Annotated in this window: 19 protein-coding genes; 2 read left to right on the plus strand and 17 right to left on the minus strand. The window is 65.4% G+C overall.

Annotated elements, in window-relative coordinates; translation table 11 throughout:
* Positions 1–13: 13 nt before the first annotated feature.
* The 9 genes from IGS68_RS18575 to IGS68_RS18615 all read right to left on the minus strand — a co-directional run bounded on the left by IGS68_RS18575 (position 14) and on the right by IGS68_RS18615 (position 10370).
* Complete coding sequence (locus IGS68_RS18575; protein WP_201072465.1) at positions 14–1702, minus strand: methyl-accepting chemotaxis protein; 1689 nt, start codon at positions 1700–1702, stop codon at positions 14–16.
* A 161-nt stretch (positions 1703–1863) separates the two neighbouring features.
* Positions 1864–3252 (minus strand): ribosome biogenesis GTPase Der, encoded by a 1389-nt coding sequence (gene der, locus IGS68_RS18580; RefSeq protein WP_201072466.1) that lies wholly within the window; start codon positions 3250–3252, stop codon positions 1864–1866.
* Between the two features lie 53 nt (positions 3253–3305).
* Positions 3306–4685, minus strand: coding sequence for an outer membrane protein assembly factor BamB family protein (locus IGS68_RS18585; protein WP_201072468.1), 1380 nt, complete (start codon positions 4683–4685; stop codon positions 3306–3308).
* Complete coding sequence (locus IGS68_RS18590) at positions 4682–5362, minus strand: tetratricopeptide repeat protein (protein ID WP_201072470.1); 681 nt, start codon at positions 5360–5362, stop codon at positions 4682–4684. Before IGS68_RS18590 ends, IGS68_RS18585 begins: the two co-directional genes overlap by 4 nt.
* 120 nt (positions 5363–5482) lie before the next feature.
* Positions 5483–6007 carry a thioredoxin family protein gene (locus IGS68_RS18595; protein ID WP_371821791.1) on the minus strand — a complete coding sequence of 175 codons (525 nt, stop codon included), beginning with the start codon at positions 6005–6007 and terminating at the stop codon, positions 5483–5485.
* Positions 6008–6585: 578 nt separating this feature from the next.
* Positions 6586–8331 carry a sensor histidine kinase gene (locus tag IGS68_RS18600; RefSeq protein ID WP_247880964.1) on the minus strand — a complete coding sequence of 582 codons (1746 nt, stop codon included), beginning with the start codon at positions 8329–8331 and terminating at the stop codon, positions 6586–6588.
* Entirely contained in the window at positions 8318–8992 is a 675-nt protein-coding gene (locus IGS68_RS18605; protein ID WP_201072479.1) for a response regulator transcription factor, read from the minus strand. The genes IGS68_RS18600 and IGS68_RS18605 overlap by 14 nt, the downstream gene beginning before the upstream one ends.
* Before the next feature lie 18 nt (positions 8993–9010).
* Positions 9011–9403 carry an acyl-CoA thioesterase gene (locus IGS68_RS18610; protein WP_201072481.1) on the minus strand — a complete coding sequence of 131 codons (393 nt, stop codon included), beginning with the start codon at positions 9401–9403 and terminating at the stop codon, positions 9011–9013.
* Between the two features lie 310 nt (positions 9404–9713).
* Positions 9714–10370, minus strand: a complete 657-nt coding sequence (locus IGS68_RS18615; protein WP_201072483.1) for a LuxR C-terminal-related transcriptional regulator — start codon at positions 10368–10370, stop codon at positions 9714–9716.
* 1119 nt (positions 10371–11489) lie between these two features.
* Here IGS68_RS18615 and IGS68_RS18620 point away from each other — a divergent pair.
* A complete protein-coding gene (locus IGS68_RS18620; protein ID WP_247881394.1) occupies positions 11490–12164 on the plus strand; it encodes a LuxR C-terminal-related transcriptional regulator in 675 nt (224 codons plus the stop codon).
* Positions 12165–12327: 163 nt separating this feature from the next.
* Here IGS68_RS18620 and IGS68_RS18625 read toward each other — a convergent pair whose 3' ends face one another.
* Positions 12328–13008 (minus strand): LuxR C-terminal-related transcriptional regulator, encoded by a 681-nt coding sequence (locus tag IGS68_RS18625; RefSeq protein WP_158044510.1) that lies wholly within the window; start codon positions 13006–13008, stop codon positions 12328–12330.
* A gap of 751 nt (positions 13009–13759) precedes the next feature.
* Between IGS68_RS18625 and IGS68_RS18630 the strand changes: the two genes are divergently transcribed.
* Entirely contained in the window at positions 13760–13936 is a 177-nt protein-coding gene (locus IGS68_RS18630) for a hypothetical protein (RefSeq protein ID WP_201072485.1), read from the plus strand.
* Positions 13937–14240: 304 nt separating this feature from the next.
* Here the strand turns inward: IGS68_RS18630 and IGS68_RS18635 are convergent, their stop codons facing one another.
* The 7 genes from IGS68_RS18635 to IGS68_RS18665 form a co-directional block, all read right to left on the minus strand.
* Positions 14241–15731 carry an AAA family ATPase gene (locus IGS68_RS18635; RefSeq protein ID WP_247880965.1) on the minus strand — a complete coding sequence of 497 codons (1491 nt, stop codon included), beginning with the start codon at positions 15729–15731 and terminating at the stop codon, positions 14241–14243.
* A 222-nt stretch (positions 15732–15953) separates the two neighbouring features.
* Entirely contained in the window at positions 15954–17150 is a 1197-nt protein-coding gene (locus IGS68_RS18640) for a hypothetical protein (RefSeq protein ID WP_201072487.1), read from the minus strand.
* A gap of 46 nt (positions 17151–17196) precedes the next feature.
* A complete protein-coding gene (gene rfbA / locus IGS68_RS18645) occupies positions 17197–18111 on the minus strand; it encodes a glucose-1-phosphate thymidylyltransferase RfbA (RefSeq protein WP_201072489.1) in 915 nt (304 codons plus the stop codon).
* Complete coding sequence (locus tag IGS68_RS18650; protein ID WP_201072491.1) at positions 18108–19175, minus strand: NAD-dependent epimerase/dehydratase family protein; 1068 nt, start codon at positions 19173–19175, stop codon at positions 18108–18110. Before IGS68_RS18650 ends, rfbA begins: the two co-directional genes overlap by 4 nt.
* A gap of 318 nt (positions 19176–19493) precedes the next feature.
* Positions 19494–20045: a dTDP-4-dehydrorhamnose 3,5-epimerase gene (rfbC, locus tag IGS68_RS18655; RefSeq protein ID WP_201072493.1), complete on the minus strand. Its 552-nt coding sequence runs from the start codon at positions 20043–20045 to the stop codon at positions 19494–19496.
* A gap of 11 nt (positions 20046–20056) precedes the next feature.
* On the minus strand, positions 20057–20629 hold the full coding sequence (locus tag IGS68_RS18660; RefSeq protein ID WP_201072495.1) for a polysaccharide biosynthesis/export family protein: 573 nt from the start codon (positions 20627–20629) through the stop codon (positions 20057–20059).
* 361 nt (positions 20630–20990) lie between these two features.
* Positions 20991–22232: an outer membrane beta-barrel protein gene (locus tag IGS68_RS18665; RefSeq protein ID WP_201072497.1), complete on the minus strand. Its 1242-nt coding sequence runs from the start codon at positions 22230–22232 to the stop codon at positions 20991–20993.
* Positions 22233–22251: the final 19 nt, after the last annotated feature.

Here is a 22251-nt window from a genome sequence, read left to right on the forward strand (position 1 = left end):
CGGCCGCTTCGGATCACGCCGCCCTGATTCCGGACAGGAACTGCTCGATCTCCCGGCGCAGGGTGGTCGCCTGCCTGCCCAGTTCCTTGGCGGCCCCCAGCACCTGGCTGGCCGCCGCGCCCGTCTGGGCCGCCGCCTGGGATACCTCCGCCAGGTTGGCCGAAACCTCCTGCGTGCCCTGGGCAGCCTGCTGGACGTTGCGCGCGATCTCGTAGGTCGCGGCGTTCTGCTCCTCCACCGCGCCGGCGATGCTGGTCGCGATCTCGTGGATCGAGGAAATCGTCCTGCCGATGCCCTGGATCGCGTCGACAGCCCCGCCGGTCGCCTCGCGCATGGCGGAAACCTGGGTGGTGATGTCTTCGGTCGCCCGCGCCGTCTGGTTCGCCAGGCTCTTCACCTCGGAGGCCACGACCGCGAAGCCCTTGCCCGCCTCGCCGGCGCGCGCCGCCTCGATGGTCGCGTTGAGCGCCAGGAGGTTGGTCTGCTCGGCGATGGTCTGGATCAGCCCGATCACCTCCCCGATGCGCTGGGCGGCATCGGACAGGCCGCGGACCGTCTCGTTGGTCTGGCCCGCCTCCTCCACCGCCGAAGTGGCGACCATGCTGGATTGGGACACCTGGCGCGAGATGCTCTGGAGCGTGCTCGTCATCTCCTCGGTGGCGCTGGCCACGGTCTGGACGTTGGCCGAGGTCTGCTCGGCCGCCGCGGCCGACGCGGTGGACTGGCGCATGGTCCGGTCCGCGACCGCGGTCATTCCCTGGGCGGTATCGTCGAGCTGGTCCGCCGCCGCCGTCACGCCCCCGAGCACCGCCACGGCCTGCTGCTCGAACTGGCGGATGAGACCCTCGATCCGGGCGGAGCGCTGCTCCTTGGCGACTTGCTCCGCGGCTTGCCCCGCCTGGAGTTCCTTCGCCGTCACCAGCCCGTCCTTGAACACCTGGACGGCGGAAGCCATCCGCCCGATCTCGTCGCGGCGGCCGGTTCCGGTCACGGTGGTGTCGAGCCGCCCCTTGGCAAGCAGCCCCATCGTCTCGGACAGCGCACGGATCGGCCGCGAAATCGAGGCGACCAGGAACAGGCCCGCGAGGCTGCACAGGACCAGCGCCGCGACCATCGCGGCCACGACCAGCTTCCAGGTCATGCCATAGATCGCCGAAGAGACGTCGCCGACCGCCTGCCCCGAGGCGATGGTGACCCGCACCAGTTCCTCGGCATGTTTCTTCATCTCGCGGAAAGCGTTGCGGGAATCGTTCAGGAAGACCTTGGATGCCTCTTCCTTCCGCCTTTCGCGCGACAGCTCGAAGACTGTTTTCGTCGCTTGGACATAGCGGCTCCAGGCCGCCAGATATTGCTCGTAGACCTCGCGTTCGCGGCCGGCGATCTCGAAGCCCTCGTATTTCCTGCGGGTAGCCTCGATCCGCTCGACCAGCGCCTGGGCGAAACGTTCCCGCTCCAGCATGAGGTCGACGTTCACCTCGGACACGTGGCCCGACTCGTAGGTCCGGTACTCGTTGGCCCCGGTGAGGAACTCCCCGACATAGCCGGTGCTGGGCAGCCAGCGATCCCTGAGCTGCTCCGTCATCGCGTTCATGTCGGCCAGCCGGACAAGGGCGAAAAGCCCCAGCCCTGCGGACACGGCGAGCACCAGCCCGAAGGAAATGAACACCTTCGTCTGGATCTTGAAGTTGGTGAGGGTATTCATCGGTCTTCCGAAATCTTCCCTGAGGCGGATAGGGGATTGCCCATCGGCACGGCCTGGCCAGGTCGCGCCATAGGGGCGGGAAACCTGATCCATACCCTTGAGAAGTTTCAAAAGAGGTAACGATTACAAGGAGTTATCCGAAGTTTGCGGCAACTTCGGCCCTATTCCTCCGCATACGGGTTCTTTCCTTTGCGCGTCAGCATGCGGATCGGCACGCCGGGCAGGTCGAGCGACTCGCGCAGCCCGTTCACCAGATAGCGGATATAGGTCTCCGGCAGGTCGAGCGGCTTGCTGACCCACAGGGCGAAGGTGGGCGGGCGAGCCTTCACCTGGGTCATATAGCGGATCTTGATCCGCCGTCCCTCGACCGCCGGCGGCGGATGCGCCTCGGTCATGCCGGCCAGCCAACGGTTCAGGTCCGACGTGCTGACGCGCCTGTTCCAGATCTCGTAGATGTCCAGCACGGCGTCGAGCAGGGCGTCGAGCTTCTGACGGCGGAGGGCGGACAGGGTCACGACAGGGATCCCGCGGACCTGGGCGAGCTGCGACTGCAGCTTGTCGTCGATCTGCTTCAGCGTGCCGGCGCGGTCGGTCACGGTATCCCATTTGTTGACCGCGATGACCAGGGCGCGCCCCTCGTCCAGCACCATGCGGGCGATGGTCAGGTCCTGGTGGTCCAGGATCGCCTCGGCGTCGACCACCAGCACCACCACCTGGGCAAGCCGGATCACCCGCAGGGCATCGGCGACGGCCAGCTTCTCCAGCTTGTCGTCGACGCGCGACTTCCTGCGCATTCCGGCGGTGTCGACCAGCCGGATCGGCCTATCCCTATAGGTCCACTCCACCGTGATCGCGTCGCGGGTCATGCCTGCCTCGGGGCCGGTCAGGACCCGCTCCTCGCCGACAAGGCTGTTCAGCAGGGTCGACTTGCCGACATTGGGCCGTCCGACGATCGCGAGCTGAAGCGGACGCACCGGTTCGGGCCTGCCGTCCTCGCGTGCCTCCGGGTCGGTGCCGGCCTCGGCCTCCTGGTCGGCGTCCGGCTGGGTCTCCTCGGGCGGCACGTAGGGCAGCAGGGCCTCGACCAGTTCAGCCAAGCCCTCGCCATGTTCGGCCGAGATCGGCACCGGCTCGCCCAGGCCGAGTTCGAAAGCCTCGTAGAGGCCGGGCGCACCCGCCCTGCCCTCGCACTTGTTGGCGAGCAGGATGACCGGGGTCTTGCCCTTGCGGAGCCAGGTCGCGAAGTGCTGGTCCAGCGGCGTGACGCCGGCCCGCGCGTCGATCAGCAGCAGGGCGACGTCCGCCTCCTCGATCGCCCGCTCCGTCTGGCGGCGCATGCGCGCCTCGAGGCTGTCGTCGAAGGCTTCTTCCAGCCCGGCGGTGTCGATCACGGTCAGGTCGATGCCGGCCAGCCGGGCCGGCGCCGCGCGCCAGTCACGGGTCACGCCGGGAGTGTCGTCCACCAGCGCCAGCTTCTTGCCGACAAGCCGGTTGAACAAGGTGGACTTGCCGACATTGGGCCGGCCGATGATCGCGACGGTGAGAGACATTGCTTCCATGTAGGGAGCCGCGAACGGCTCCACCACTCCAATAATCGGCCGCCTCAGCGATAGGCGACCAGGGTACCGTCGTTCGTCAGGACGTAAAGCGTGCCGCCGGCCACGACGGGAGAAATGAAGGCGCCGTCGGGCAGGTCGAAGCGCTGTTGCTCCCTCCCGTCCTCGGGGGACAGCGCCACCAGCTCGCCGATGGAGTTGGCCAGCCACAGGCGCCCTCCGGCCAGAACGGGGCCGGTCCAGATGATCGGGCCGCTGCGATCCCGGGGGTCCTCGTAGCGTGCCAGCGGGGCCACCCAGCGCACCCGACCGGACTGGCGGGTGAGTGCGATGACCTCGTTGTCGTTGGTCAGCACGAAGATGAAGTCGCCGGCGACCCACGGCGTATCGACGCCGCCGATCTCCTGCTCCCAGGCGCGTCCCCCGGTCCGCTCGTCGATGCCGACCATGCGGCCGCTGTGGCTGACCGCCACGACGAGCCCCCGGTCGATCACGGGCATGCCGCGGATGTCGGCGAGGTTCGACAGGGCTCCGACCCGGCGTACGGCGGCCAGGTTGTCCGACCAGGCGACGCGGCCGTTCTCGGCCCGCAGCGCGAACAGCTCGCCGGAGGAATAGGGCGCCGCGACGATCGTCCCGTCCACCGCCGGGCTGGCGGCGCCGAGAAGTCCCGCGGTCTCAAGGATGCCGGTGTGGGTCCACAGGGTGGCGCCGTCGTTGGCCGAGTAGGCGATCAGCTGGTTGTCCACCGTGATGACGAAGACCCGGCCGTTCGCGATGGAGGGCGCGGACCGTACCGGACCGGAAACGCGGGTGCGCCAGCCGATGGCACCGGTCGCCGGATCGACCGACAGGAGTTCGCCGAAGCCGGTGGTCACGAACAGCCGGTTTTCCGCGAAGGCGGCCCCGCCGCCCAGCGCGCCGCCGGATTCGTTCTCGCGCTCGACGCTGACCTGCCAGACCTGCCGGCCGGTGGCGGTGTCGAAGGCGGTCAACTCGTAATCGGTGTTCAGCGTATAGACCCGGCCGCCGGCCACCACCGGCTGGGCAAGCAGGCGCGTGTCGCTGGAGGAACCGGAGCCGATGTCGGCTGTCCAGGCTTGACGGGGCTGCGCCGCCAGGGCCAGATGGCCCATGGCATGGTCGGGATTGCCGCCGGCCTGGGGCCAGTCCGCGTTCGCGGTCGGCGCCGGCAGCTCGACCCGGAGGTCGGCCAGCCGCGGATCGGGCTCCAGCTGCCGTTCCAGCCGAAGCACGGAAATCCGTTCGCCGGGAAGCGGCGGCGGCTCGCTGTCGCCGAACCAGCTTCCCGAGCCGCAACCGGCCAGGGACAGGGTCACCATGCCGGCGGCCAGCAGCCTGCTCGGCGAGCGGGTGACGGACCGGCCAGCGGGCCGGGAAGGCGATTGGGCGCAGCGTTGGGTCATTGCGGCTCGACAGCGTAGAGGGCGGCGAGTTCGGTGGCGCGGCTGCGGACACCGGACGGGGCGGAGGCATCGCCCTGGAGTTGGGCGAACAGCTTGGCGGCCGTGTCGCGGTCGCCGGCGCGAATCGCCAGCAGGGCGGTCAACTCACGGGCCGAATGGCGCCACGGGCTGGTCTCCGCGGTCAGCGGCTGGAGCCGCGCGCGAAGCTGGCCCGGATCGCCGGACTGGACCTGATGCATCACCGACAGCACCGTCGCGAGATCGCGGTAAACCTGCGCCACGCCCGAGGACTGGGCCAGCTGGTCGTAGATCGAGACGGCGGCCTCGCCGTTGCCCTCGCGGGCGCGCAGCCCGGCCTCGTAGAAGCGGGCCAGGGTTCCCGGCCCGGCACCGGTCTGCCCCGCGAAGGCGGAGAGCGCATCGGCCGCGGCCTCGGGATTTCCGCCCGCGGTACCGCCCTGCCCATCCGGCGCGCCGGCGAGGCGAAGCGCGTCGGCAAGCTGCTGGGTCTGGGTCTCGGCCTGCGACTGCTGCCAGTTGCGCCATGCGATGAAGCCCGCGGTACCGGCCACGACGGCGACCACGGCGACCACGATCAGCACGCCGTACCGCTTCCAGAGCTTTTCCAATCGATCGCGGCGAAGCTCTTCGTCAACTTCGCGGAAGATATCGGTCATATAGCTTTTTCCGGGCAGACGAAGTCCGCCGGTCCTCATGCGTCCGGGTTGGGCCGATTACCAGACGGCCCGGTGGCGGTCAAGGCGGCATAGCGACCCGGAGCATGCCCAGGACCCGTTTCACCGTCCCGCCGGCTCAGCCTGACGCCATTTGATCGAGCAGCCCATGCTGGGGATCTGTTCCGCCGGCCCCTGCCCCGTCCCGGCGATGCGGACCATGGCGTCGAACAGCTCGCGCCGGGCATTGGGCACCGGCTGCACCTTCGAGGCGTCCAGCCTGCCGCGGTACTGCAGCTCCAGATCGGCGTTGAAGCCGAAGAAATCGGGCGTGCAGACCGCATCATAGGCCCTGGCGACCTGCTGGCTCTCGTCGATCAGATAGGGAAACGGCAGGGCGTGCCGTTCCGCGAACCGCTTCATATTGTCGAAGCCGTCGTCGGGATACCGTTCGGTGTCGTTCGACATGATGGCGACGGCCCGGACCCCGTGCGCCTCCAGGTCGCGGCAGTCACGGACGATGCGGTCGATCACCGCCTTGACGTAAGGGCAGTGGTTGCAGATGAACATGACGAGCGTGCCGTTGGCCCCCCGTATGTCAGCCAAGCCGTAGCGTCCGCCGTCGGTGGCCGGCAGGCTGAAATCCACGGCTTTCCACCCGAAATCGCAAATCGTCGATTGTGCCGCCATCTGGCTTTTCGCTCCCGATCGATTCTTATCTTTTGTTGCGCCGCAGCACGGGCAGGAACGCCGGACGTGCGGTGGATCGTCAGTCTACAACGCGTCGCGCGAAGATCAAAGAATCCCGCTCCGGTATCGGGATCAGTCAGGGCGCCTGGAACGCCAGGTGCCACTGGCGCAGGAAGTCGTCGCGCTTCAGCGTGTCGAGGAATACCAGCAGGGCCGGGCTGAGAGTGATCGGGATGATCGGCCCCGCCGTGCTCCGGTGGACTCCGGCCGAAGTCGCCTCCCCCTCGATCCGGGGGGACGGGGCGTACGGCGCCGACCGTCCGGCGATCGCCCGCTGCCCGCGTTCCGACAGCAGGCAGTCGATGAAACGGCCGGCCAGGTCCCCCGTCCCGCCGTCTTCGGAATGATCGCGACTCTCGACGGGATCAGCGTGTAGTCCTCCGGCAGGACGATGCCGATCGGCGCCCCGGCCTCCGCCTGAGCCCTCGCGTAGGACCCCAGTACGTTGTAGCCGATCAGCACCTCGCCACGCCCGATCATCCCGAGGATGTCGCCATTGCAGCAGGCCAGCCGCGCCCGTACGCTGCCCAGGGTAGCGGCAAGTTGCCGGAAGTGGCTGAACAGCACGGAGTCCTGGCTGGCGAAGAAATGTACAACTCACGGGTGGTCAGTTCGGAATAGACGATCGTCACGCCGGGCTCCGCCGCCTGGAAGTCCCGGATCAGCGGCTCCATCGCCTCGAGGTCGGTGGCGTCGTCCATCCGCAGCGTTTCCCGGGATCCGCCGGGCGCGGGATAGGCCGTCTCGGCCGCCCCGGCGTCCGACGCCGCCCAACAGACCAGGGCCGCGGCGAGCAGCACCGCCGGAACGGCCGACCCGCGAGGTCGCTCCAGGGACGACCCGCGCGGGAAGTCCAACCGGACGACCAGCCCTCCGCCCGGCCGATCGAACAGGCGGAGTTCGGCGCCGTGGGCATCCGCCACGGCCTTGGCGATCGCGAGCCCGAGACCGCTGCCGACCTTTCCGATCCCGGCGTTGCCGCGCCCGAAACGTTGCAGCACCCGCTGCTTCTCGGCGTCCGGAACGCCGGGCCCCCGGTCGGCCACTTCGGCCCGCACGCCGCCGTCCGGCTGGAGCACGATCCTCACCTCGACCGGACCGCCCTCTCCAGCGTACTTGACGGCATTGTCGACCAGGTTGGTGAAGGCTTCGACGAGGCTGATCGGGTCGCCCGGCACCCGTGCCTCCGCCGCGCCTTGGCCGATTGCCAGGCTTACCTCGGCCTGCTCGCTGACGGCATCGGCGCGCTGGACCACTTGGGCCAGCAGGGCGGCGAGATCGACGCTTTCGGGCTCCAGCGCCTCGTGCCTGTGAATCACCATGGCGTGGCTGAGCAGTTGGCTGGTGAGCTGACTCGCCTCGACCGCGTTGCGGTGGATGCGCAGCACCGAGCGCCGGACCATGTCGGGATCAGGCTCGTCGGCCGCCAGTTCGGCCTGGAGCCGAAGGCTGGCGAGCGGCGTCCGGATCTGGTGGGCAGCGTCGGCCAGGAAGGTCTGCATGGTATCCAGGTTGCCCCGAAGCCGCGCCAGGAGGGTGTTGATCGCGTGGACGAGCTGCGAGACCTCGGCCGGCGGTGGGATCGCTATCTGCGAAAGATCGTGGGGCTGCCGCGCCCGGATCACCTGCTCCAGGTAGGCGAGCGGAGCCAGCGCCTGCCGGACGCCGAACCAGATCAGCCCCGCCCCGACCAGGACCGCCAGGGCGATCGGCAGGAAGGCGTTGGCCAGGATGTCATGGGCCAGCCCGTCGCGCTCCTCCCGGGTCTGGGCGACCGCGATCCCGACCCAGCCGGAGAGCTGAGGATGCGATATCAGCCGGTCTAGCACGGCGACCCGGACCGGCGCATCCCTGTACGAGGCGTTCCGAAAGCTGAAGAGCCCGTTGCGCTCGCCGCCGGCCTCTATGGGCAGGTCTCCGTATCCGGTCACGAGCCCCCCGTCCGGCGCGGTGATCCGGTAGAAGATCCGGTCGCGCCGCGCCATGGCGAGGATGCCGAGTGAGGAGTACGGCAGGTCCACCGCGATCCGGCCGTTCTCGACCCTGACCGTGTCGCCGATCGACAGGGCGGCCGCCAGCAGAAGCTGGTCGTACGCGCTGTCCGCCGCCCGCTGCGCATAAGCGTTGACGAAGGCGAACAGCCCTGCCGCCAGGACGGCCAGCGCCGCGAACAGGCGGACCAGCAGGCGCCGCCTGAGCGAAAATCCGTCAGGCTTCGGCACGGACTTCCGCCACGTAGCCGAGGCCCCGAACGGTGCGGATCTCCACCGAAGTCCCCTGGAGCTTTCGGCGCAGGCGGGAAACATAGAGTTCTATGGCATTGGGCGCCGCCGGCTGGTCCAGGCTGAACAGCCGGTTGAGCAGGTCGTCCTTGCCCAGGACGCTGTCCAGGTTGGTCAGGAACAGTTCCAGCAGGCGGAACTCGCGCCCGCTCAGGTCCAAGGGCCGGCCTTCGACCGTCGCGCGTTTCGCGGCCATGTCGAACAGCAGGTTGCCGAACTGCGTCGCCGAGGCGGCGATGCCGTGCGACCGGCGCAACAGGGCGCGGCACCGGGCTTCGAGTTCGCGCAGGTCGAAAGGCTTGACGATGAAGTCGTCCGCGCCGAGATCGAGCAGGTCGACCTTCACGTTGACCTGGGAGCGGGCGGTCACGACCAGCACCGGAGTCCGGTCCCGCCGCCGGCGGAGCCTGGTCAGCAAGGCCTGACCATCGATCCCCGGCAGCATGATGTCCAGGATCACGAGCTGATAGGTTTCCTGCGCCAGCAGCTCCTCGGCGGCTTCCCCGTCGGGCGCCCAGTCCACCGCATAGCCGAGATGACGGAGCCGCCGCACCACGGCGTCGGCCAAATCCTCCGTATCCTCCACCATCAGGATGCGCATCGGGTTTCCCGTCCCGGTTCAGGCCGCGGCGGGCACCGGACGCGGCAGGCGGTTCTCGTCGATCGCGACGAAGGTGAAGGTCGCCTCCGTCACCTTGAAGCAATCGTCGCCGTCCCGGCTGCGCCGCCATGCCTCGATGCGGATGTTCATGGAGGTCCGCCCGACGCGGAGGATCTCGGCGTAAAGACTGACCTCGTCGCCGACGAACACGGGGGAATGGAACACCATGCTGTCGGCCGCCACGGTGGCGCAGCGGCCGCGGGCGCGCCGGGCCGCCGCGTTCCCCGCCGCAAGGTCCATCTGGGCCATCAGCCAGCCGCCGAAGATGTCGCCGGCCGGGTTGGTATCGGCCGGCATGGCGACCGTCCGGATCACGGGCTCCCCGCTCGGCAGGGAAGTCGATGTCGCCATGCCGGTCACTTCCTCCCCGTCCGTCCCTGGCCGCCGGTACCGATGCCCGGCCGGCGCCGGTCCCCTTCGGACGAGGCGGAACATGCCGTCACGGCGACCAAGCCGGGGTCCGCCGGGCGGCGCCGGACCGGCCATGATGGAAGCCGGAATAACAGGAAAGATCGCGTACCCGACGTCGGCATCAGGTTTACTCCAGGTTTCGCCGTTTCCGGCGCGGGGACCGTGACCGGCCCGCGCGGCCTGAAGAAGTCTATCCGATCAAGCTGTCACTCACCTGTCGTCACGAGGGCGGAACCTGCTAGATCCGGTATCAGCGCTGGAGTTCCGAAGCGACGATCACCGCCTGGGTCCGATTCTTGACGCCGAGCGACTTGAAGATGGCGGTAACGTGGATCTTCACCGTCCCTTCGGACAATCCCAGCTCATAGGCGATCTGCTTGTTGGACTTGCCTTCGCGCAGGCAGTTCAACACCTCCCATTGGCGCTGGGTCAACTGGTGATGGTTGGAGCCCCGGTCGCCGCCATGCTCCGTCTCGACCTTGATAGGAGTCGCCTTGGCCGCGACGTCAGCATGGATCGCCGAAGGGGGAAGATAGATTCCGCCGGAGAACACGAGGTTCAGGGCACTGAGCATGATCTTGACGCTCGACGACTTCGGGATGAAGCCGGCGGCACCGGCATCCAGCGAACTGCGGACGTCGGCCTGGTTCTCCGACGCCGACACCACGACGACCGGGGTGTCCGAAGCCTCGGTGCAGACCTGCTCCAATCCGGAGAAGCCCGGCCATCCGGGCATCTGGAGATCGATCAGGATCAGATCGAACGTATCACCGCCGTTCTGGACGAGTTCCAGTACTTCATCGAACGTGCTGGCGTCGGTGAAGGTCGCATCGGCACTCAGTTGTTCCAGCAGACGACGCAATCCTTCCCTGAACAGCAAATGGTCGTCGCCAATCAATATTTTCATCGCTGCACCTCAAAGACGGCCAACCGCCATACGACAGAAACGTTTACAAAGGGATTTTGGCACAAGAAGTGCCCGCCGATTTCAGCTCACCGAACATTTCTCCCGACCAAAACGACCTGCCAACATGAGCTTCGGATGGCCCCCCGGCTTGACCGCGCCTCGACCTTTCCCAGTGCCGATCCAGGCTCGACGGATCCCTTGCCCTCGTCGGTCCGGGAAATCGACTTGCCGCCCACTCGCCCCGAAGCGCCCGGGAACATTCAGTTTCCTATTGTTAGACGATATAGCACGACGACAGCGCAAATAGGCACAGCAATCGATACCCGAATCCCCCTTTCGGAGTACCGTGACGAAAGTGCACACCCGTAAGAGGTTCAGGCGTCCCGACGTCGCGGATCCGCGAAGCTCGTCCGAAGGCACCGGCCGATATGGCTGGCAGGAAGCGCCTACTCCAAAACGGCCCATCCAAGCAAGACTGCACTTTATCGGGTGTATTGGGGTTATACCGTCTGTATCCGGGCAAGCCTAGTTTATTTCGGGCCATCGGATCGCCACAATGCTTAGATAGTTATGCGGCTTCGCCCCAATAATGCCCCAATTTCAGCTTTTCGGCGTTTGCCGGTCGCATGGCCGAACGTGAACGTAACGTAGCAACGGAATGGAAGGTCAGATATCGCCCCTGTCGTGACCAGCGCGGATACAATCGAAGGAGATAACCAAATCTGCAACTCACAACCTAACTTGGCCAGAAGCACGCACTTTTGCGCCAGTCCCAACCGGATGGGTTGCCACGATAAGCAGGAATATAACCTCATTGCCATATTTCCGCAGCGCAATGCCTGCGATATTGTAAATTAACCAAAGGAAACTACTTTGGATTTTAGCTTGCTCAACAGCCTAAATTTGATGTTTGTTGTCTCGTTTCTTTCCTCCCAGTGGTCAATTCTTTGAGACCTTGACGATGACGACAGATCAGCCGATGCCCTGCCACCCACCACCGCACGGCGCACTCTCTTGCGGCGCCGGGCAGAAATTCAGAGCAGTGCCATGCGTGCGCCGAACGACCAGACCACCCGACAGGTCTTCGCCCCCGGTTTGGATGATAAGAAGTTGAACACAGTGACGCCCATGCATGTCTGCCTCGTCGTTGACGACGACACGATCGCCGAGCCACTCGTATCGGCCCTGGAGAGCGCTGGCCGACACCGGATCTCGGTGTTCCACGACATCTCGGATCTGCAGCAGAGCAACATAACGCCTGACGCGATCCTGATCGGCGTCCAGCAGTTCGCGGCATTGCGCGAGAACGAGCCGATGGTGTACCTGCGGCTCTCTCGCCGGAGCCGCATCGTCGTCGTCCTGAGCAGCCGCGAACTCCTCGACGCGGCACATATACTCGCCTTCGCCGACGCCTGGGTTTTCCAGGACATCAACGTCGACAGGATCAACGAGCTGATCGATCTCGGGCTTGAAGGGCACTGCCTGATGCCCAAGCAGTTCCTGTCTCGTCTCGGGGTCGACGAGATCAGGCTGACATTGCTGCCCCGGCTGTCTTCGGTCGAGTTCCAGACGCTCCTGCTGCTCGGCGAGGGGTTGAACAACAGGACGATCGCGGACCAGCTGGACCTGTCGGAAGCGGTCATCAAGTCGATGGTGCGGAGTGTCCTGTCGAAGCTGCATTTCCGCAACCGGACCGAAGCCGGCGTGTTCGCCGCCCGCCAGCAGCCGTCCCTGGAGCAGGCCCGCAGCGCCGAGTCAGCGCCGCCTCTCGCGGTCCGAAGCTCCGAAGGTTGATCCCACGGGACCGGATCCCGGGATCGATTCCGGTGCGGACGAAAAGAAGGCCGGCATCCGCATAGGCGGAAGGCCGGCCTTCTTTTATTCATTTCCCCCGAAGGTCAAGCGCCCATTGGCGGGCGCCGGTTCCGGGCGGCATAGGCGAAGATCCGTGTCGGGCTCAGGCGATGGAAGCCGCCGCGCCGCCGGTCAGTTCCCCTCCGATGCCGTTGTTCAGAGCCCAGATGGCGGCCTGGGTGCGGTTCGATGCGTTGATCTTGCGCAGCAGGCTCTTCAGGTGAACCTTCACCGTCGCCTCGGTGATGTTCAGGTGATTGGCGATCATCTTGTTGCTGTCGCCGTTGAGCAGGCAGCGCAGGATCTGAACCTCGCGCTGGGACAGGCCCTTGCGGGAGATCGGCATTTCCAGCCCGTTGCCGTTCACCCGGCCGCTGATCAGCAGGGCCGCGAGGTGCGTCGGGAATACCTTCTCGCCCATCATCACCAGACGGAGCGACTGCGCCAGCGCGTCGGCCGAGAGATCCTTCATCAGGTAACCGTCGGCACCGGCCTCGAGGGCGTTGGCCAGACGGCGGGTGCACAGGTCTGTCGTGAGCACGACCATCCGGGTATCCGGCAGCAGCGACCGCAGCCGGCGCATGGCTTCCGCTTCGTCATCACCGCCGTTGACCAGGTCGAGCAGCACGAGCTGGGGCCGCAGGCCGGACTCGGCGATCGCCACGCCTTCGCGAAGGTTTCCCGCCTCGGCAACGATCTGGAACGGAGAGTCGTCCAGAAGGCGCTTCAGCCCCTCACGGAAAAGTTTGTTTGAGTCGATCAGAAAAGCTTCGATACGTTGCATAATCCGCTCCCGCGCTGAAAGGCACTTGTAGTTCTTGTTTCTTGCGCCGGTTAATCGATCAGATGGCCATTCCCCGGCCGTCCAGCCTCTTTCCAGGTCGCACCTTCTTCTCTCTTTCGGATGAACTTACCCCAGAGGCGACTGACAGGATATCTCCCCATTGGAATAAACCGGGCGCGCATTAGACATAGGTCCAAAGCTCGCCAATGTTAAGGGTAATTCTCTCAGCCCTGCTCATCCGAAATTTCGAGGTATCGTCGCGAAAAAAGACTAGCCAGTTCCGTTTCCGCGGACGATCGATCTTATCCGAACCCACTGCGTTACTTCAGATTACTGTGCTATTAAGCATATAGTGCACTGCACAATCGCTCCGGTCAATATCGGATCGAGCCGACATTCACCAATTGAGCAAAGTTGACTTGGCAGCGCAGGCATCTGCTTCGGTCTTCATCGGTCGTCGAGAACCCACGGACGTTCTTCGATCTGGCACGCGCCAGGAGTGCCGGATATGATCGCCCAGCCCCTGCCAGCCAAACCGTCGCAAATATGGTTAATATAAATTTACGATTTACGCCAGACTCGGTTGAGGCGAATTACCCCGGCCATCGCCGCATTCATGCGAGGTGCGGCCTTTCGAGCACACTTTCGACCAATGGACACCTCCGAAGGGGTGAGGCCCGTTGCGGAAATAAGAAGGAAATGTGCCCGTGACGAGGCATAGGAAATGCCGGGCGGGGGTCATCCGGCCGAGATGACGTTCCTGCAAGGAATCGGATTGTTCGTGGCGGCCTATCTGGCCCTGCTCGCGCGGAGCGCCTGGAAGCAAGGCGAGATCAGGCAGTTCCTGATGAGTTGCCTGGTCCTGGCGGCCCTGTTCGCCTTGCTGGCCGCGGTGATCTCGGCCTACGTCTATTTCAAAACCCACTAGAGCGGTACCCGATCAGGTGGAACCGCGCCGGTCCTTGCATCCTGTCGTTCTGCTCGACGCACTGTGTTGCGCCATGGGCGCAACCTACGGCTCGATGCAGGGCGGAGGTGATGCGGGCCGACGGTCGTAGGTTGCGCCCATGGCGCAACGCATCGGATCAGCCGTCTCAGGCGGATCGACCTGATCGGGTAGAGCTCCAGCGGTGCTGCGCAGCGGTTCTGACAAGTCCCGTGGAGCGGAGCGCCGTCGGCCTTCGGCCTTCGGCCGAGGCCGACGGTGAATCAATCGGAACCACTGCGCCGCATCAGATCAGGCCGCGCTCCTTGGCCTGGCGCATCAGCACGTACTGGCGCATCATCTGATTGCGGAAGCGATAGCGGAAGCCACCGGGCTCGACGATCCGCTGCAGGACGCCGCCTCGCTCGTCGTCGCTCAGCCGGCTGAGGGGATACTGCAGCGACAGCAACGGCAGGGGCTCGCCCGACTCGCGGATCGGAACCTGCGCCATGTCCCCGGGATGGAAGCTGCCGTACTCGTCGGACCGGCACTGAGCCGCGACGTACAGGACATCCGAGAAGGACGCCTTGCGGTCGGGGCCGAGAGCCTTGTTGTACGCCTCCACGATCCCGCGCTCCGCCTCTTGCACGCAGCGCGCGACGGCATAGGCGAGGTCCCCGCCGTTCACATGGGTGGCCCCCCGGCTGACCGCGCTGCGCGCGGCGTGGAGCGCCAGGAGCTGCGCGTAGTACGGCAGCCCCTTGGCCAGCATCACGATCCGGTCGCGCACCTCCTCGCTGAACCCCACCCCGGCCGCATCGGAGCCGGCCAGGATGATCCGGTCGATCTCCTTGTCGCTCATCAGCGGCAGGTGGACCGCGACCAGGGAGCGCTGGATGGAGGGATGCTTGCCCAGCAACTGATCCAGGCTTTCCGCCACGCCCACGACGAACAGGGTCACCGGGATCGAGCTGTCGGTCAGGTTCTTGATCAGCTCCGCCAGCTTGTTGCGCAGATCCTCGCTGGTCACCCGGTCATATTCGTCAAGCACCAGCAGGACGTGGGCGCCCTGGATTTCGGCCAGGACGTCGTTCAGTTCGGTCACGCTGAACTGGCCGGTCGGCAGCAATTCGTCGAAGCTCGCCAGGGTGCGCCGGGCGGCGAACGGGTTGTCCACCTCGGAACGGTAGAAGGTGCCTGGGATCCGCTTCAGGAAATTCCGGAAGATGTCCTCGAAGCTCAGTTCGGCGCTGCAGGTCAGCTTCAGCGTGAAGTAACCGGCCTGCTGGGCGATCTGCTGGATGGCGTTGGCGAGCGACGTCTTGCCCCGGCCGCGGTCGCCGAACAGGACGACGTGCGCCCGCTCCTCCTCGATCGCCGCGATGATGCGGCGCAGCGTGTTCAGCCTGCCGACGAACAGGGAATTGACTTCCTGCTTCGGCCGGGTCGGGGTGAAGGCCTCGCGCAACGCCTTGTTGAGTTCGGGGGTGAGGCCGGGAAGATGCCCGCTGGAACGCGACCTCAAGGTGCCGGCGACCGGCAACGAGAAGCGGGGCAGTTCCAGTTCCTCGTCGTCGCCCCGAGGCCGCGGCGCCGGGTGGTCGTCTCCCTTCCGGGCATGCAGCAGGTCGGACGCGGACCGCATCATCAGGCCCCGGTCCTCGCCCGCATGACCGGCGTGACCGAGCCCGCCCTGCCGGGAAGCCGCCGGATCCCCGTCGTCGCCGTCGTCCCGGTCCAAGTCGTCCAGGTCGGGATCGCCGAGGTCGGACACAAGACGCGGCCCGAACGGTGTCACGCGCGGGTCCAGATCCGGCCGGACATTCTCACCTGCGCCGGCCTCACCGAACTGGGGATTACGCCGCTTCCGGAAAAAGTTACGCATACGTCGGTTGTACCTTTGAACACACGGTTGATGCCACGGTCAGTCGTCGGAAACCATGCCCATAACAATTTGGGGCCGGGTCGCGGGTTCCCTCCGGGGTGCGTTGGTATATACCTCGGAGGGATTTCCCGTCGGTCAGGATGCGATCGCGGTCCGCTTCTCCGGCTGACCGTAGCCTGCGTTCAGAACCGAGCGCTCGATTTCCTTCCAGGCCCGGAGGGCCAGGCTGTCCGGAAGTTCGACATCGTCCATGCGGATGATGTCGCCGCGCTTCAGCGGACGGGTGATCACGGCATCGGCGAGCAGGCCGATCGGAACATGGCCAACGGTGTCGGCGATGCGAACCGCCTCGCCGCGCACGTCGAAGCTGCCGATGCCCGAGGCGATCCGGTCACCCGGCTTCAGGTCGCGCTTGACCACGGTGCAGACGCTGGCGACCGGCGCGGCCGAGTTGTCCAGCAGGATCCGCCGCTCGTTGACGACCCGCTTGATCGTCTTCAGGATCTCCAGGTGAACGAAGATGTTGTGCTTCAGGATGACGTAGTAGGGGCCGTCGCCCAGCTTCAGGTAGCGCAGCGCGCCCTTCTGGCGGGGATCGTGCTTGCCGACGATGAAAACGCCGTGAGGCAGCTTCAGCGACAGGATATAGTCGCTGATCGGCTTGCCGAGGCGGTCCGCGGCCTCGGCAAGCTGGGTGCCGCCGGCCTTCAAGTCGTCCTCGGGAACGCCCAGCAGGCCAGGCTTCGCGATCTCGGCGCCCAGGCCGTTGGCGACGAAGGCCTGTTCGATCTGGACCTTCGTGCCGTCGGTGAAGGAGGTCACCATCGGCAGGCTGATGCCGCTCCGGTTGCCCCAGTAGGTCATGTCCTCCAGGGTCGGGTCATGGTTCAGGAAGCCCTTGATGTTCCCATAGACCAGCGGCTCGAAGCCCATCTCCAGCGCGTCCTCGCGGAGTGCCGCCTGGTCGCCCGGCTGGTCGCCCTCGGCCTCGGTCACCAGTCCCTTGCCGACGAAGTAGGATCCGGCGGTGATGTGGAATTCCGAGTTCATCGTGACCACGGGCAGGTTCGCGCTCAGCGCCGCGGCCACGACGTCCGTCGCGTGGATCGCGTCGCCGGTGCATTCCAGCACGACGTCGGAATTCTCGATCAGGTCGGCGAGCGAGTTGGTCAGCAGCTCGGGCCGGGGGAAGCCCGCGCAGCCCTCGATCGGGCGGCGGGTCAGGACGCGCGACGCCGTGAAGCCTTTCTGCCGGTCCAGCGCCATGATGAAATGCGAGGAAATGAAGCCGGTGCCGACGACACCGATCCGGATCTCCGGATTGTGCTGCATGATAATCTCCCTGGAGGGCGGCCGTCAGCCGACGGCGCCCGGATAATCAGATGTGTTCGCTGTCCGACTTGAACTCCGGCTGCCAGCCGGAGAAATCCTGCTCGAGCAGCCGAAGCAGATATTTTCCATATCCCGATTTCATCAGCGATGCGGACAGCTCCGCAAGCTGGCTATCGGTGATGTACCCCATGCGCCAGGCGATCTCTTCCGGGCAGGCAACCTTGAGGCCCTGCCGGGCTTCGATCACTTCGATGAAGTTGCCTGCATTCAGGAGGCTGTCGTGGGTCCCCGTGTCGATCCAGGCGGTTCCCCGGCCGAGCAGTTCGACCGAAAGCTTGCCGCGATCCAGATAGACGCGGTTGAGGTCGGTGATCTCCAACTCGCCGCGGGCGCTGGGCTTCAGGTCCTTGGCGATGCCGACGACATCGCTGTCGTAGAAGTACAGGCCGGTGACGGCGAAGTTGGACTTCGGCTTGGCCGGCTTCTCCTCGATGTCGGTGACCCGGCCGTCGTGGTCGAACGCGACCACGCCGTACCGTTCCGGATCGCTCACCTGGTAGGCGAACACCACGCTGCCGTCGGTCAGCTTGGCCGCCCGCTGGAGGCGGTCGGTGATGCCGTAGCCGAAGAAGATGTTGTCGCCCAGGATCAGGGACACCGGGTCGTTGCCGATGAAGTCCTTGCCGATCAGGAACGCCTGGGCCAACCCGTCCGGGCTGGGCTGGACGGCGTAGCTGAGGTTCATCCCCCAGCGGGAGCCGTCGCCCAGCAGCCGGGCGAACAGGTCGCGGTCCTGCGGCGTGGTGATGATCAGCACGTCGCGGATGCCCGCCAGCATCAGGGTGCTGAGCGGGTAATAGATCATCGGCTTGTCGTAGACGGGGAGAAGCTGCTTGCTCACCACGCTGGTGATGGGAGCAAGCCGCGTCCCTGACCCGCCGGCCAGGATGATCCCTTTCATTCAGCCGCCTCCGAACGGCGCAGGCTCTCGGCCTCGGCTTCCGGGATATCGAAGATGCCGCCGTACAGCTCGACCTTCCGGATGATCTCGTGCCACTTGACCAGGTTCTTGTACCAGTCCAGCGTGATCGTCTCGGTGGTGCGGTCCAGCTCTCCCGACTCCAGCTTCGCGGCGATCTCGCGGATGCCGTCCTCGGCGACGCGCTGGGCCTTCCAGCCGAGCGACTCGATCCGGTCGAACGACACGCGGTAGGAGCGGGTGTCGGCGTCGCCGTACCACTCGATCTCGACCTTGTTCGGCAGGGTGTCCACGACGATCTGCGCGAGCTGGCCGATTTGATAGTTGTTGGCCTCGGAGCCGACGTTGAAGATCCGGCCGTTCACCTTCTCGGCGGGGGCGGTCAGCATGAACATCTGGGCCGACGCGGTGTCGCGGACATGGACCATCGGGCGCCACTGGGAGCCGTCGCGCATCAGCGGCAGCTTGCTGGTCTTCCAGGCGCCGAAGGTCATGCCGTTCACGGCTAGGTCCAGCCGCATGCGCGGGCTGTAGCCGTAGACGGTCGCCTGGCGCAGGACGATGACGGTGAAATTGTCGTCGGCCAGCGGCAGCACGCCGTGCTCGGCCTGCTCGTTGGCCTTGGCATAGGTGGTAAGCGGGTTGGTTGCCGTTTCCTCGTTAGCAACAACCCCGTCGGGCTGGAAACCGTAAATGCTGCACGACGACGGCAGGACATAACGCTTGACGCCGGCCTGCTTGGCCAGCTCGGCACACCGAACCCGGGCGCGATGGTTGACCGCCCAGGTCACGTCCTGGAACAGCTCGCCGCTGGGATCGTTGGAGATGGCCGCCAGGTCGATGACCGCATCGACCCCGGCGAAATCCGACACGGAGAGACGGCGGACGTCCTCGCGGACCATTTCCAGGTCCGGGTGGGACTTCAGCAGCTCGTGACCGAAGAAGAACCGGTCGACCGCGCGCACGGCATAGCCCTGGTCGAGCAGCATCGGGACGAGTGTTGTGCCGATATAACCGCCGGCGCCGGTGACCATCACACGCTGCATTGTATATTCCTCGGCTGGTGCATAATGGTGCAAAGCACAGGGTCCGCGAACCTCGCGAAAATCTTGCCCCGGTGCGTTGACCGTAATTGTTTCGGGTCTAGAGACGTTTCAGGTCTTGAAACAAGGGCTTGGCTTCTTCGCCCCTTGTCTGTGACCATTTTAAGCGACTGCCGGTCTGTACACAGCTATCGCTTCGGTAGTTACTCGATTAATCGAACGGAGATGCCTAGCATTCGTTCCGCGATGTCTGGAGAGGAAATCGGAGTGCTCTTATCAGGATCCCCCTTTCACACTCTCCAGACCGTCGCGATACTCTCCTCAGAAGGCATCCTTCAGGTCGCGCAGGCGCGGCTGCACCTTGTCCTTGTCGGACAGGACGGCCTGATCGCCGGCCACCGGCCACTCGATCCCCAGATCCGGGTCGTTCCACAGGAGGCCGCGGTCGTGGCTGGGAGCGTAATAGTTGGTCACCTTGTAGATGACCTCCGTATCGGGCTCCAGCGTCACGAAACCATGGGCGAAACCCACGGGAACCAGGATCTGCCGGCCGGACTCCGCATCGAGGCGGGCCTTGACGTGCCGGCCGAAGGTCGGGGAACCGCGCCGCAGGTCGACCGCCACGTCCAGGATCGCTCCCTTGACGACGCGGACCAGCTTGTCCTGCGCATAGGGCTGGAGCTGGAAGTGGAGGCCGCGAACGGTGCCCACGGGAACCGACAGGGAGTGGTTGTCCTGCACGAATTCCTTCGTGAAACCGATACCCTCCAGGGCTTTGCGGTTGTAGGTCTCGACGAAGAAGCCACGGTGATCACCGAACTTGCGGGGAGTCAGCAGCTTGACGTCGGGTATTTCGGTCTCAACGATTTCCATGGTGTCGCGGCTCAGAAGAGGCGTTCCGGGATGCGGACGACGTCGTCCGGCAGGACCCGGGTGTTGATCGGGGCGCGCCGCTCGATCTTTTCCGGATCGTTGCCGCGGGTGACCAGGATATAGTCCTGGCGACCGCGATAGGTGTAGCCGCCCGCCATCGCGACGGCGGTGGTCGCCGTCATGCCGTTGGCATAGGGGTACTGGCCGGGATTGTTCACTTCGCCGATGATGTAGAAGGGTCGGAAAGTGATCACTTCGGCGCTGACGCGGGCGTCGCGGACGTAGCCTTCATTGAGCTTCTGGGCGATGGCCGTTTCCAGCTGGCGGGACGTCTTTCCCTTGGCCTCGACCTCGCCGACGAGCGGCATCGCGACATATCCGGCGCCATCGACGCGGAAAGTGCCGGAGAGCTGCTCCTGGCCGAAAACGGTGATGCGGACTTCGTCGCCTGCCCCCAGCTGGTACTCGCCCACGGTCGCGGTCTGCGTCTCCAGCGGCGCGTTCGAGCCGGTGTTCTGGCAGGCCGCCAGGCTCACGGCCACGACGCAACCGGTCGCAACTTTCTTCCAGGTAGCAAAAAGCATCGGTTCCTCTTCTCTGGGCCTTGCCGGATCGTCGCGGGGCTATATCACGCCTGACCGGCCCTCCGGAATGCGGGCACTCCGCATCCCTGCCCCCTTACGACCACGCGAATACTATCGACAATGCGCCTAAACTGAAAAAGAGGAGAGGAATTAAGCCTATGGCAGTAATGGAATGCATTGCTTCTGAAATTTTTTTCATTACCCGATACACCTCTGCAGTACCGATCTTTCGGGCGGTTTTCGACACTGGAGCTTGCGACGTCCCATTCACGCCGCTACCGGAAATTTCGGATAGGTCAAATAAAAAGGCGGCGCCTGCTGGGCAAGCGCCGCCGGCGGACCGGATAGGTCCGAAGGGTCTTCAGAGCTGGGCGCCGAGACGCAGCGCGAACAGGTTGCGGTCGTAATCGTCACCCGCCTGGTTGGAGTCGCGGCGCGAGAAGGTGTAGGTGCCCCGGAGATAGAAGTTCCGGTTCAGCGTGTAGGTGGCGCCGGCCTGCAACAGGTAGAAGTCCTCTTCCCGGTCGGTCTCCTGGTAGTCGTCGTTCCGGTATTCGGCCCTCGCCGACAGGATCACGTTGCGCAGCAGTTCGTGATCGACTCCGATCTGGAAGGTCGAACGATCGCGGGGGTTCGGCGTGGTTCCGAAACCTTCCTCGACCCCGCGCGAGATGTCGCCGGAAATGGTCGTGAGCTGGGTGACGGCGTAATCCAGCGACAGGCCGTAGGCGACGCCGGTGAAATCGCTGTAGACGTCTTCGTCGTAATCGCGCGAGAGATAGCCGGCGAACACTTCGCCGGTCAGCAGCGAGGTCAGGTCGATCGTGGTGCCGACCACCGCTTCATAGCTGTCGCTGTCGGGCGGCAGCAGGCCCTCGTCGTACTCGGTGCGAACATAGGTCAGGCGCACGAACGGCCGGTATCCGGGCGACAGGTCGTAACCGATCTGGCCCGTGGCGGTATAGGCCCAGTTGTCGCGGTCGTCCTGGTCGAGGATCGTGCCGCCGATCGAGGCCACGTCGTCGTAGTCCTCGTTCTCCGCACCGACGCTGAAGCTGGTCAGGAAACGGTTGAACCGATGGGTATAGCCCAGTTCCGCCCCGCTGCGCGTGAACTCCACCGGCTCGGACGCCGCGTCCGGAGTGTCCGGGTCGCCGCGATCGTCGTGCAGCTTGCGGTGCGCCAGATCGAGCGAAACCGCCGCGTCGCCCGTGATGTCGAAACGCCCGCCGCCGGTGACGAAATAGTCGACGTAGTTCTCGCTGGTATTGTCGGCATAACGGCCGATGTCGGCCCCGGCCCCGAAGCGCAGCTGGTGCCGGTTGAAATCCGACTGCACGGTGACCGACGGGAGCACCTGGAACAGGAAGTCGCCTTCCTCGTTGGTGTCGGAGGCGAAGACGTTGTCGTCGTAGGTCGTGCCAAGCTCGATCTTCGGGAAGATCAGGAAACCGCCCTGGCGGATGCCCAACGGATCCAGTTCCGGCCGCGGACGGTCCAGGACGCTGGCCCCGCGCTGAAGCTCCTGGGCAATCACCGCGGTGCTGGTCCCCGCCAGCAGAGCGGCCGCACCGAAGAGCAGTGGCAAAGTCTTGATCTTCATCGCCCCCACCGAAAATGGC

Origin of the sequence: Skermanella sp. TT6, from assembly GCF_016653635.2 — a bacterium.
In the GTDB taxonomy this organism is placed as follows: domain Bacteria; phylum Pseudomonadota; class Alphaproteobacteria; order Azospirillales; family Azospirillaceae; genus Skermanella; species Skermanella cutis.

What these genes read in the sequence shown, in the direction of transcription:
- IGS68_RS18575 (WP_201072465.1), bottom strand. Translation starts at nt 1,702, where the DNA reads ATGAATACCCTCACCAACTTCAAGATCCAGACGAAGGTGTTCATTTCC.
- der (WP_201072466.1), bottom strand. Translation starts at nt 3,252, where the DNA reads ATGTCTCTCACCGTCGCGATCATCGGCCGGCCCAATGTCGGCAAGTCC.
- IGS68_RS18585 (WP_201072468.1), bottom strand. Translation starts at nt 4,685, where the DNA reads ATGACCCAACGCTGCGCCCAATCGCCTTCCCGGCCCGCTGGCCGGTCC.
- IGS68_RS18590 (WP_201072470.1), bottom strand. Translation starts at nt 5,362, where the DNA reads ATGACCGATATCTTCCGCGAAGTTGACGAAGAGCTTCGCCGCGATCGA.
- IGS68_RS18605 (WP_201072479.1), bottom strand. Translation starts at nt 8,992, where the DNA reads ATGCGCATCCTGATGGTGGAGGATACGGAGGATTTGGCCGACGCCGTG.
- IGS68_RS18610 (WP_201072481.1), bottom strand. Translation starts at nt 9,403, where the DNA reads ATGGCGACATCGACTTCCCTGCCGAGCGGGGAGCCCGTGATCCGGACG.
- IGS68_RS18615 (WP_201072483.1), bottom strand. Translation starts at nt 10,370, where the DNA reads ATGAAAATATTGATTGGCGACGACCATTTGCTGTTCAGGGAAGGATTG.
- IGS68_RS18625 (WP_158044510.1), bottom strand. Translation starts at nt 13,008, where the DNA reads ATGCAACGTATCGAAGCTTTTCTGATCGACTCAAACAAACTTTTCCGT.
- IGS68_RS18630 (WP_201072485.1), top strand. Translation starts at nt 13,760, where the DNA reads ATGACGTTCCTGCAAGGAATCGGATTGTTCGTGGCGGCCTATCTGGCC.
- IGS68_RS18640 (WP_201072487.1), bottom strand. Translation starts at nt 17,150, where the DNA reads ATGCAGCACAATCCGGAGATCCGGATCGGTGTCGTCGGCACCGGCTTC.
- rfbA (WP_201072489.1), bottom strand. Translation starts at nt 18,111, where the DNA reads ATGAAAGGGATCATCCTGGCCGGCGGGTCAGGGACGCGGCTTGCTCCC.
- IGS68_RS18650 (WP_201072491.1), bottom strand. Translation starts at nt 19,175, where the DNA reads ATGCAGCGTGTGATGGTCACCGGCGCCGGCGGTTATATCGGCACAACA.
- rfbC (WP_201072493.1), bottom strand. Translation starts at nt 20,045, where the DNA reads ATGGAAATCGTTGAGACCGAAATACCCGACGTCAAGCTGCTGACTCCC.
- IGS68_RS18660 (WP_201072495.1), bottom strand. Translation starts at nt 20,629, where the DNA reads ATGCTTTTTGCTACCTGGAAGAAAGTTGCGACCGGTTGCGTCGTGGCC.
- IGS68_RS18665 (WP_201072497.1), bottom strand. Translation starts at nt 22,232, where the DNA reads ATGAAGATCAAGACTTTGCCACTGCTCTTCGGTGCGGCCGCTCTGCTG.